We start from the raw sequence: 12,428 nt of genomic DNA, 5'->3' as shown, positions 1-12,428 counted from the left end.
CGAACACCGGGAACGCCCCGTACAACTCACGACCGATCCCCCGCACCCGCCCACCCTGCCCCGCGAACACCACCGCGTACTTCGCGGCGGAGCGCCCGCCCGAGCCCGCGGCCGCCCGGGGCACGGCGCCCGTCACGACCACCGGGCCCCCGCCAGGCCGGGACGGGCCGGGCGCTCCGTCGGCCACCGCCGTCAGGCCGGCCGTCAGCTCCGCCACGTCCCGGCCCAGCACCACCGCACGGTGCTCCAGCAGGGCCCGTCCGGTGACGGAGGACCAGGCCACGTCCGCCGGTTCGGGCGCCGGCTCCACCGCGACGCGCTCACCCAGCCGGGCGGCCTGCGCCCGCAGGGCCTCGCCGGAGCGGGCCGACAGCACCCACGGGACGAGCCCGCCCACGCCGGCGGCCGACGGCCGCCCGGCCGGCTCGGCGTCCTCGGCGTCCTCGACGTCCTCGGCGTCCTCGGCGGGTGCCTGCTCCAGGATGACGTGCGCGTTGGTACCGCTGATCCCGAACGAGGACACACCCGCCCGACGCGGCCGGTCCAGCTCCGGCCAGTCCCGTGCCTCGGCGAGCAGCTCGACCCGGCCGGCCGACCAGTCGACGTGCGGCGAGGGCGCGTCCACGTGCAGCGTCCTCGGCAGCATGCCGTGCCGCAGCGCCTGGACCATCTTGATCACGCCCGCGACACCCGCCGCGGACTGGGTGTGGCCGATGTTCGACTTCACCGAGCCGAGCCAGAGCGGACGGTCCTCCGGTCGGCCCTGCCCGTACGTCGCCAGCAGCGCCTGCGCCTCGATCGGGTCACCCAGCGTCGTCCCCGTCCCGTGCGCCTCCACCGCGTCCACGTCCGCCGGAGCCAGGCCCGCGGTGGCCAGCGCCCGCCGGATCACCCGCTGCTGCGCGGGCCCGTTCGGCGCGGCCAGACCGTTCGAAGCGCCGTCCTGGTTGACGGCGGAGCCGCGCACCAGGGCCAGCACCGGGTGCCCGTTGCGCCGCGCGTCCGACAGCCGCTCCAGCAGCAGGAGGCCGACGCCCTCGCCCCACCCGGTCCCGTCGGCGGCCGCCGCGAACGACTTGCAACGGCCGTCCGAGGCCAGCCCGCGCTGACGCGAGAACTCGACGAACGCGGTCGGCCGGGCCATCACGGTGACGCCGCCCGCGAGCGCGAGGTCGCAGTCCCCCGCCCGCAGGGCCTGGCCCGCCGCGTGCATCGCGACCAGCGACGAGGAGCACGCGGTGTCCAGGGTCACCGCCGGCCCCTCCAGCCCGAGCGCGTAGGCGACCCGGCCGGACACCACGGACATCGAGCCGCCGGTGACCCGGTAGCCCTCCACCCCCGACTCCGCCCGCCGCTGCCCGCCGCCGTAGCCGAGCGCGGACGCGCCGACGAACACACCCGTCCGGCTGCGACGCAGGGCCAGCGGGTCGATCCCGGCCCGCTCGAACACCTCCCACGAGGTCTCCAGCAGCAGCCGCTGCTGCGGGTCCATCGCCAGCGCCTCGAAGGGGGAGATCCCGAAGAACTCGGCGTCGAACTCGGCCGCGTCGTGGACGAAGCCGCCCTGCCGGGTGGCCGGACCGCCGAGCGGGCCGGCGGTGCCGTCGACCTCCCAGCCCCGGTCGGCCGGGAAGCCCGCGACCGCGTCCGTGCCGTCGGCCACCAGCCGCCACAGGTCCTCGGCGGAGCGGACCCCGCCGGGGAACCTGCACCCCGTCGCGACGATCGCGATCGGCTCCCGGGCGGCCTCCTCGGCCTCCTGGAGGCGGTGCTTGGTCGCCCGCAGATCGGCGGCCGTCTGCCGCAGGAAGTGCCGCAGCTTCTCTTCGTTGGACCTGGTGTCGGACATCTGCCTACCCCTGTCGGTTCGGGTGCCTGGAACGGACGACTGCTCAGGAGATCCCGAACTCCTCCCCGAGGATGTCGAACAGGTCCTCGTCGGTGGCGTTGCCGAGGTCCCGGCCGCCCTCGGCCGCCGGGGGCGGGCCACCGCGCAGCCGGGCGGCGAGCTCGGACAGCCGGGCCGCGACGCGTTCGCGTTCGGCGGGGCCGGCCAGCGCCGACAGCTCGGCCTCCAGGCGGTCCAGTCCGTCCGGCGCCGACACCTCGGGCGTGCCGGCGCCGAAGAGCTCCCGGCCGAGGTGGCCGGCCAGATCGTCCGCCGTGGGGTGGTCGAAGACCAGCGTGGTGGGCAGCGTCAGACCGGTGGCCGCGGTGAGGCGGTTGCGCAGCCCGACGGCGGCCAGCGAGTCGAAGCCGAGGTCGCGGAAGGGCCGTTCGGGCTCGATCTCGGCCGGGTCGGCGTGCCCGAGCTGCGCGGCGACCTCGGCCCGGACCAGGGCGAGCAGCTCGCGGTCGCGGTCCGGGCCGGAGAGCGCGGCGAGCCGTTCGCGCAGCAGCTCGGGGGCCGACCCCTCGGTGCCGGTGCCGTCGCCGTCGGCGCTCCCGGCCCGCACCGGGGTCGCGGCGGCGACCAGCTCCGCGACGAGCGGTCGCGGGCGGGCCGCGGTGTAGCCGACCGCGAACCGCGGCCAGTCGATGTCGGCGACGGTGACGGTGGCCAGTCCCTCCTCCAGGGCCTGGCGCAGCGCTTCGAGGGCGAGCGCCGGGGCCATCGCGGGCACCCCGATCCGGTCGAGGTGCGACCCGGCCTCACCGGCGGACATCCCCGCTCCGCCCCACCGGCCCCAGGCGATCGCGGTCGCCGCCGCGCCCCGGTCGCGGCGCTGCCCGGCGAGCGCGTCCAGGTAGGCGTTGGCGGCCGCGTAGGCGCCCTGACCGGCGCCGCCCCACACCCCGGCGCCGGAGGAGAACAGCACGAAGGTGCCGGGTTCGTCGAAGCGCAGGAGTTCGTCCAGCACCAGCGCGCCGCCGACCTTGGCGGCGAGCGCCTCGTCGATGTCCTGGCGGGTCGTCCGGTCCAGCGGCCCGCCGACCTCCGCGCCGGCCGCGTGGACCACGGTGTCCGGCCGCAGACCGCGGGCCCGCAGGTCGTCGAGGAGCGCGGCGACCGCGTCGCGGTCGCCCACGTCGCACGCGGCGAGCGTCACCTCCGCGCCGGCCGCGGTGAGGTCCTCCCGCAGCCGGGCGGCGTCGGGCGCGGCCGCGCCGCCGCGGCTCACCAGCACGAGGTGCTCGGCCCCCGCCCGGACCAGCCAGTGCGCGACCTGCCCACCCAGCGCCCCGGTGCCGCCGGTGACCAGCGCCGTCCGCCCCGGGTGCCAGGCGGCCTCGCGGTCGGTGCCCTGGGCGGCGCCCTCGGCGTGCGGCAACCGGGCCAGCCGGCGCACGAAGACGCCCAGCGGGCGGACCGCGATGTCGTCCTCGGCCGACCCCGCGGTGAGGACGGCGGCCAGGGTGTCGGCGGCGCGCGCGTCCACCGTCTCCGGCAGGTCGACCAGTCCGCCCCAGCGGCCCGGGTGTTCCAGGCCGACGACCCGGCCGAGGCCCCGGACGGCGGCCGCGACCGCGCTGAGCGGCGGTTCGCCGAGGACCGGGGCCGCGCCCTGCGTGACGCACCACAGCGATGCGTCGAGACCGGCGTCGCCCAGGGCCTGCACCAGCGTCACGAACGCGTCCAGGACGGGGGCCGGGTCGCGCTGCGCCTGGTCCCCGACCGGCAGCACCAGGACGCCGCTCAGGGCGCCGGCCGCGGCGATCTCCCGCAGCTCCTCGGCCAGTTCGGCCCGCCCGGTCGGGAGCCGGCCGGCCGCCGGTGCGACCACCTCGGCGCCGCGGCCGGTGAGCAGTCCGGTGACGGCGGTGCGCAGCACGTCGGCGGCCGGGCCCTGCGGCGCGACCACGAGCCAGCGCCCGGTCAGCCGCTCGGGCGCCGCCGGGGCGTCCGTCCAGGGCTCCCACTGCTCGGAGTAGCGCCACGAGCGCACCACCGCGTCGGCCCGCTGCCTGGTCCGCCAGGCCGACAGGGCGGGCAGGGCCTCGCGCAGCGGCGTGTCCTCGGCGATGTCGAGCAGGGCGGCGAGGCCTTCCGCGTCGGCCGCCGCCACGGTGTCCCACAGCCTGGCGTCGACCGGGTCGCCGGCCGGGGCGGCGCCCGGCCCGGTCCGGCCCGGCAGCGCGGTGCCGGCATCGGGGTCGAGCCAGTAGCGCCGGCCCTGGAAGGCGTAGGTGGGCAGGTCGACGCGGTGGACGCCGTCGTGGCGCAGCAGCCCGGCCCAGTCCACCGGCAGGCCCCGGGCGTAGCCGGCGGCCAGGGCGGCGACCAGCTGCCCCGGGCCGCCCGCGCCGCGCCGCAGGGTGTGCAGGACGGTGCCGCCGCCGCCCGCCTCGGCGATCAGGTCCTCCAGTGGGACGACCAGGCCGGGGTGCGGGCTGCATTCGAGGAACACCGTGTGCCCGTCCGCGACCGCCGCCCGCACCGCGGTGTCCAGCCGGACGGTGTTGCGCAGGTTCTCGTACCAGTACGGGCCGGTGAGTGCCCGGTGGTCGGTGACCGCGCCGCCGGTGACGGTCGAGTACATCGCCACCCGGCCGGGCCGCGGCGCGAGGTCCGCCAGCAGCTCGTTCAGGTCGTCCCGCAGGACGTCCATGTGCACGGAGTGGGAGGCGTAGTCCACCGGGATCCAGCGGGCCCGTACGTCGTCGCGCTCGCAGTCGGCCGCGACCGAGGACAGTGCCTCGACCGGGCCGGAGAGCACCACGGCGGTGGGGCCGTTGACCGCCGCCAGCGACAACCGGGCGTCACCGGCGATGAGTTCGGCGGCGCGATCGGCGCCGACCCCGACCGAGAGCATCCCGCCGCCGACGGCGGAGACCTGCCGCAGCGCACGGCTGCGCAGCACCGCGATCCTGGCCGCGTCCGCCAGCGACAGGAACCCCGCCACGTGGGCGGCGGCGATCTCGCCCTGCGAGTGGCCGATCACGGCGGCCGGGCGGACCCCGCGCGCCTCCCACCAGCGGGCCAGGCCCACCATCACCGCGAACAGCGCCGGCTGCACCACGTCCACCCGGTCGAGCAGCGCGCCGGACGGATCCCGCAGCACCTCCACCAGCGACCAGTCCGTCAACGGGTCCATCACCGCCGCGCACTCGGCGATCGCGGCCGCGAACTCCGGTCCGGTCCGCAGGAGTTCGGTGGCCATCCCGGCCCACTGGGAGCCCTGGCCCGGGAAGACCAGGACCGGGCCGGTGATCGCGCCGGCGCCGGGCCCGCCGGCGTCGCCGGCGACCGCGGACGCGGCGGTCGAGGCCGAGCCGTCGGCCAACGCCCGCAGACCGGCGGCGAGTTCCGCCCGATCGCGGCCCCAAACCACCGCGCGGCGCTCCAGGGTGGCGCGCCCCGAGGCCAGCGACCACGCCACGTCCGCCGGGTCGGCCCCGGGGTGTTCGGCGGCCCACTCCCCCAACCGGCCGGCCTGGGCCCGCAGCGCGCCCTCCGTCCGGGCGGAGAGCACCCAGGGCAGCACCCCGCCGACACCCGCCGGTTCCTCGGAGGCGGAGGCGGAGGCGGCGGGAGCGGAGGCGGGGAGGTCGGGGACCGGTACCGGGGCAGCGGCGTCCTCGGCGGGTGCCTGCTCCAGGATGACGTGCGCGTTGGTCCCGCTGATCCCGAACGAGGAGACGGCCGCCCGGCGCGGCCGGTCCAGCTCGGGCCAGTCCCGCGCCTCGGCGAGCAGCTCGACCCGGCCGGCCGACCAGTCGACGTGCGGCGTGGGCGCGTCCACGTGCAGGGTCTTCGGCAGCAGGCCGTTGCGCATCGCCATCACCATCTTGATGACGCCCGCGACACCGGCCGCCGCCTGGGTGTGACCGAAGTTGGACTTCACCGACCCCAGCCAGAGCGGACGGTCCTGCGGCCGGCCCTGCCCGTACGTCGCCAGCAGCGCCTGCGCCTCGATCGGGTCACCCAGCGTCGTCCCCGTCCCGTGCGCCTCGACCGCGTCCACGTCGCCGGTTCCCAGGCCCGCGTTGGCCAGCGCCTGCCGGATCACCCGCTGCTGCGAGGGCCCGTTCGGCGCGGTGAGCCCGTTCGAGGCACCGTCCTGGTTGATCGCCGAGCCCCGGACCACGGCGAGCACGGGGTGCCCGTTGCGCCGCGCGTCCGAGAGCCGCTCCAGCAGCAGCAGGCCGATGCCCTCCCCCCACGCGGTACCGTCCGCGCCGGCCGCGAAGGACTTGCAGCGGCCGTCGGGGGCCAGCCCGCGCTGGCGCGCGAACTCCACGAAGACACTCGGCGTCGACATGATCGTCACCCCGCCGGCCAGGGCGAGGTCGCACTCCCCGGTGCGCAGCGCGTGCGCGGCCCAGTGCAGCGAGACCAGCGAGGAGGAGCACGCCGAGTCGACCGTGACCGCCGCGCCCTCCAGGCCCAGGGTGTAGGCGACCCGCCCGGAGGCGACGCCGAAGGAGTTGCCGTTGCCGATGTACGCCTCCAGCTCGTCGTCGACGTTCTGCACCCGGCCGGCGGCGTAGTCCGCGTACATCAGCCCGGCGAACACCGAGGTGTTGCTGCCGCGCAGGGACGACGGGTCGAGGCCGGCGCGTTCGAACGCCTCCCAGGAGGTCTCCAGCAGCATCCGCTGCTGCGGGTCCATCGCCAGCGCCTCGCGCGGCGAGATGCCGAACAGCTCGGAGTCGAAGCGGTCGATGCCCCGCATGAACGCGCCCTCGCGGGTGTAGCACCGCCCGGACCGGTCCGGGTCCGGGTCGTACAGGGCGGCGAGGTCCCAGCCGCGGTCGGTCGGGAACGGCACCACCGTGTCGACGCCGTCGGCCACGACGCGCCAGAGGTCCTCCGGGCTCGCGATGCCGCCGGGGAAACGGCAGCTCATGGCGACGATGGCGATCGGTTCGTCGAGCACCCGGGCGGCGGCGACGGCCGGCGCCCGGGTGTAGCCGGGCAGGCTCAGCAGTTCGGTGCGCAGGAACCGGGCCAGCGCGGTGGCGTTGGGGTAGTCGAACAGCACCGTCGCGGGCAGCCGCAGGCCGGTGGCGGCGTTGAGCCGGTTGCGCATCTCCAGCGCGGTCAGCGAGTCGAAGCCCAGCTCGGTGAAGGCACGGTCGGGCGCGACCGCCTCGGGACCGGGGTGGCCGAGGACCACCGCGGCCTGCCGGCGGGCCAGGTCGGTCAGCAGGTGCAGCTGCTCGGTCTCCGGCCGGCCGGCCAGCCGCTGGGCCAGTTTGCGCGCGTCCTCGCCGCCGGCGCGGCGCCGGGCGGGCACCAGGGCGCTGAGGATCATCGGCAGCTCGTCGTCCAGCCGGCGCAGCGCCGCGAGGTCGAGGCGGACCGGGGCGAGCAGGGCCTCGCCCCGAGCGAGGGCGGCGTCGAACAGGGCGAGGCCCTGGCCGTCGGAGAGCGGCAGGACGCCGCTGCGGTCGATGCGCCGGCGGTCGGTGACGGTGAAGTCGTCCTTCATCAGGCCGCTCTCCTCCTCCCACAGGCCCCAGGCGAGGGAGACCCCGGGGAGCCCCAGGGCCCGCCGGTGGTGCGCGAGGGCGTCCAGGAAGGCGTTCCCCGCCGCGTAGTTGGCCTGGCCGCGGCTGCCGATCACACCGGCGACGGAGGAGTAGAGCACGAAGGCGGTCAGGTCCAGCTCGCGGGTGAGCTCGTGCAGGTGGGTCGCGGCGTCCACCTTGGGGCGCAGCACGGCGGCGACGCGTTCGGGGGTCAGGGCGCCGATCACGCCGTCGTCGACGACACCGGCGGTGTGCACCACGGCGCGCAGCGGGTGGGTGGCGGGGATCGCGGCCAGCAGGGCGGTCAGCGCCGCGCGGTCGGCGACGTCGCAGGCCGCCACCTCGACCTCGGCGCCGAGCGCGGTCAGCTCGGCCGTCAGCTCGGCGGCGCCGGGGGCGGCCGGCCCGCGCCGGCTGGTCAGCAGCAGCCGACGGACGCCGTGGGCGGTGATCAGGTGACGGGCCGCCAGGGCGCCGAGCGCGCCGGTGCCGCCGGTGACCAGCACCGTCCCCTCGGGGTCGAAGGCGGGACCGGTCGGGCCGGGCACCGCGCCGGTGGACCCGGTAACGCCTCCGGCGGTCCCGGCGGGGTCCGTGCGGGCGATCCGGGGGGCGTACAGCGCCCCCGCGCGCAGGGCCAGTTGGGGCTCGCCGGAGTCGGCGGCGGCCGAGGTCGCGGCGGCGAGGGCCGGGACGGACGCCTCGTCGTCGTCCAGGTCGACCAGCACGATCCGGTCCGGGTTCTCCGACATGGCGGAGCGGACCAGCCCGCCGACGGCCGCCGCGGCGAGGTCGCGGACCGGGTCGTCGGCACCCACCGACACCGCCCGGCGGGTGACCACGGCCAGCCGCGCGGTCGCGAAGCGCGGGTCGGCGAGCCAGCCCTGCACGAGCCGAAGGGCCTCGTGCACGGCGGCGTGCACGTCCGCCACGGGCGGCAGGGCGGGGCCGACGGCGGCCGGGCCGGAGGCGTGCGGCGCGGCGGACGGCGCGGCGTCCGGCCACGGGAGGACGACCACCTCGGGCACGGGCGCCCCGGCGTCGACCGCCTCCCCGAGCGCGGTCAGGTCGGCGTGGACGGCGGCGTCCAGCCGGCCGGCGAACGGCCCGGCGTCCCCGGCGACCGCCCAGGTCGCGGGCGTGACGGCCGGGACGGCCGCCGGCCGGGGCAGCGGCGTCCAGCGGACCGCGTAGAGCGGGTCCTGGCGGGCCCCGGCGGCGGACCGCAGCTTCTCCGGCGAGACCGGCCGCACGGCGAGCGACCCGACCTCGGCGACGGGCCGGCCGTCCCGGTCCGCGAGGGTCAGGGCCACCGACTCCGGCCCGGTGCGCCGCAGCCGGACCCGGGCCGTCGCCGCGCCGGGGGCGAACAGGCGGACGTCGCGCCAGGAGAACGGGAGCGACACCGGGCCGGCGCCCGGGTCGGCCCGGTCGGCGAAGGCCGCGATGCCGAGCAGGTGCTGCGTCGCGTCCATCAGCGCCGGGTGCGTACCGAACCGGTCGGCCTCGTGCGCGACGCCCTCGGGCAGCTCGACCTCGCCGAAGACCTCGTCACCGCGCCGGGCGGCCGCCCGCACACCGTGGAAGGCCGGGCCGTAGGTGACGCCGGTGTCGGCCAGCCAGTCGTAGAAACCGTCGAGCGGGACGGGGACGGCGCCGGCGGGCGGCCAGACGGCGAGGTCGGCCGCGGTCCCCTGGTCGGCGTCCGGGCCGGTGCCGGCGGGCACCGGGTCGGCGCGGACCAGGGTGCCCGCGGCGTGCCGGGTCCACGGCTCGCCCGGATCGTCGCCGACCGGCCGCGAATGGATCGCGATCGCGCCGCGCCCGTCCTCGTCCGGGGCCTCGACCCAGAGCTGGAGCTGGACCCCGCCGCGTTCGGCGAAGACCAGCGGCGCCTCCAGGGAGAGCTCCTCGACCCGCTCGCACCCGACCCGCCGGCCCGCGTGCAGGGCCAGCTCCAGGAAGGCGGTGCCCGGGAGCAGCACCGTGCCGAAGACCACGTGGTCCGCGAGCCAGGGGTGGGTGTCGAGCGAGAGCAGCCCGGTGAACAGCGAGCCGTGCCCGTCGGCGAGCCGCACCATCGCGCCGAGCAGCGGGTGGTCGGCGGCGCCCTGCCCGAGGCCGGTCGCGTCGGTCGCGTCGGTGCCCGCGTCGAGCCAGAACCGGCGCCGGTCGAACGCGTAGGTGGGCAACTCGACCCGGCGCCGGGCGGGGCCGGTCGCCGGTGCGGCCGTGAGCGCCGCCCAGTCGACCGCCGCACCGCGCACGAAGGCGTGGCCCAGCGCGGCCAGCACCCCGGTGACGGGGTCGCGGTCGCGGCGCAGGGTGGCGATGCCCGCGACGGTGCCGGCGGCCTCCTCGGCGGCGAGGCACTCGGCGACCATCGGCGTCAGGGCGGCCTCCGGCCCCAGCTCGACGAAGGTGGTCACCCCGGCGGCCCGCAACGCGCCGAGCGCGTCGCCGAACCGGACGGTGCGCCGCAGGTGCTCGACCCAGTAGCCCGGGTCGGCCAGGCGCTCCGGTGCCAGGATCCCCCCGGTCACGTTGGACGCGAGCGCGATCGCGGGGGTACGGAACCGCAGCCCCTCGACGACCCCGGCGAACTTCTCCAGCACCGGCTCCATGAGCTCGGAGTGGAAGGCGTGCGAGACCCGCAGCCGTGCGCACCGCCAGCCCCGGGCCGCGCACGCGGCCCGCACCCGGTCGACGGCCTCCTCGGCGCCGGACACCACCACGCTCGCGGGCCCGTTGACCGCGGCCAGCCCCACCGTGCCCGGCGTCGACGCCAGCACGGCGGCGACCTCGGCCTCCGGGGCACCCACCGCGAGCATGGCGCCACCGGCCGGCAGCGCGCTCATCAGCCGGGCACGGGCGGCGACCAGGGTGACGGCGTCGTCGAGCGACAACGCCCCGGCGACGTGCGCCGCGGTGATCTCGCCGAGCGAGTGGCCGGCGACGTAGTCGGGCGTCGCGCCCCAGGAGGCCCAGAGGCGGAACAGGGCGACCTCGAAGGCGAACAGCGCGGGCTGGGCGACGCCGGTGGACTCCGGCGCGGCCGGGTCCGCCGGGCCCTCGCTGTCCGGGCCCTCGCTGTCCGGGCCGCCGGTGTCCGGACCGCCCGGCGCGGTGCCGAGCACCACGTCGCGGACGGAGAACGGCGTCACCCCCTCGAAGGCGGCGCAGACCTCGTCCAGCGCCTCCGCGAACACCGGGAAGGCGGCGTGGAGTTCCCGCCCGATCCCGCGCGAGCGGGCGCCCTGGCCGGTGAACAGGACGGCGGTGCGTCCCGTGCCGCGCGGCACGGCGCCGGTCACCACCGCGGTGGCGGCCGGGGCGGCCGCGCCGTCGGCCACGGCGGTCAACCCGGCCGCGAGGTCGGCGGGGTCCCGGCCGACCAGCACGGCCCGGTGCTCCAACACCGCGCGCCCGGACGCCAGCGACCACGCCACGTCGGCCGGTTCTGCCTCGGGGTGTCCGGCCACCCAGTCGCGCAGCCGGGCCGCCTGGGCCCGCAGCCCGGCCTCGGTGCGCGCCGAGACCACCCACGGGACGACCCCGGGGCCCGCCGGCACCGGCTGCCCGTCGGCCGCCGCCGGGCCCGGCCGCCGCTCGGCCCCGGCCGGCTCCTCGGCGGCCGGCGGCTCCTCGATGATCACGTGCGCGTTGGTGCCGCTGACCCCGAACGACGACACGCCGGCCCGGCGCACCCGCTCACCCGCGGGCCAGGCGACCGGCTCGGTGAGCAGCGCGACGCGGCCCGCCTCCCAGTCGACCATCGGCGTGGGTTCGTCCACGTGCAGGGTGCGCGGCAGCAGACCGTGCCGCATCGACATGACCGTCTTGATCACACCGGCCACACCGGCGGCGGCCTGGGTGTGGCCGAGGTTGGACTTGATCGACCCGAGCCGCAGCGGCCGCTCCGCCGGCCGGCCCTGCCCGTAGGTGGCGAGCAGCGCCTGCGCCTCGATCGGGTCGCCCAGCCGGGTGCCCGTGCCGTGCGCCTCGACCGCGTCGACGTCCGCCGGGGCCAGCCGGGCGTTCGCCAGCGCCTGCCGGATCACCCGCTCCTGGGCCAGGTCGTTGGGCGCGGTGAGGCCGTTGGAGGCGCCGTCCTGGTTGACGGCGGAGCCGCGGACCACGGCGAGCACCGGGTGGCCGTTGCGGCGCGCGTCGGACAGCCGCTCGACGAGCAGCATGCCGACGCCCTCGCTCCAGCCCGTGCCGTCGGCCGTCGCCGCGAAGGACTTGCAGCGGCCGTCCGCGGCGAGGCCCCGCTGACGGGAGAACTCGTCGAACGCGCCCGGGGTCGCGAGCACGGTCGCCCCGCCGGCGAGCGCGAGGTCGCACTCGCCGGCGCGCAGTGCCTGGCAGGCGAGGTGCAGGGCGACCAGCGAGGAGGAGCACGCGGTGTCGACGGTCACGGCCGCGCCTTCGAGCCCCAGCACGTAGGCGATCCGGCCCGAGGCGACGCTGACCAGACTGCCCGTCAGCAGGTGCCCCTCGACCTCCTTGGGGGTGCTGGACAGCCGGGACAGGTAGTCGCTCGCGATCACCCCGACGAAGACGCCGGTCCGGCTGCCGCGCAGCGAGGTGGGGTCGATCCCGGCGCGTTCCAGGGTCTCCCAGGACGCCTCCAGCAGCAGGCGCTGCTGCGGGTCCATCGCGAGCGCCTCGCGCGGCGAGATGCCGAAGAAGTCGGGGTCGAAGTCGGCCGCGTCGGCCAGGAACCCGCCGCGGTAGGAGGCCCCGCCGACGGTCTCGCCGTGCTCCCAGCCGCGTCCGGACGGGATGCCGGTGATCGCGTCGGACTCGGTGCGGACCAGCTCCCACAGCTCCTCCGGGGAGCCGACCCCGCCGGGGTAGCGGCACTGCATGCCGACGATGGCGAGGGGCTCGTGCCACCGGTCCTCGGCGTCCCGGAGCCGGTTCCGGGTGTCGTGCAGCTCGGTGGCCGCCCGGCGCAGGTAGTCGCGAAGTTGCTCTTCGTTCGCCATCGCTTGTGCTCCGTGGGT

At 77.6% G+C, this 12,428-nt stretch carries 2 protein-coding genes; both read right to left on the bottom strand.

Going from position 1 to position 12,428, the window contains the following annotated elements:
* Positions 1-1,849 (bottom strand): type I polyketide synthase (locus ACFXHB_RS38305; RefSeq protein WP_380580627.1); only part of this gene is annotated, 1,849 nt, incomplete at its 3' end.
* 43 nt (positions 1,850-1,892) lie between these two features.
* Positions 1,893-12,410: a type I polyketide synthase gene (locus tag ACFXHB_RS38300; RefSeq protein WP_380580625.1), complete on the bottom strand. Its 10,518-nt coding sequence runs from the start codon at positions 12,408-12,410 to the stop codon at positions 1,893-1,895.
* Positions 12,411-12,428 lie beyond the last annotated feature (18 nt).

Origin of the sequence: Kitasatospora sp. NPDC059327 (genome assembly GCF_042752535.1) — a bacterium.
Taxonomy (GTDB): domain Bacteria; phylum Actinomycetota; class Actinomycetes; order Streptomycetales; family Streptomycetaceae; genus Kitasatospora.
This window is presented reverse-complemented; position numbering and strand designations above follow the sequence as displayed.

Coding starts and splice junctions, on each gene's coding strand:
- ACFXHB_RS38300 (WP_380580625.1), bottom strand. CDS start 12,410: ATGGCGAACGAAGAGCAACTTCGCGACTACCTGCGCCGGGCGGCCACC.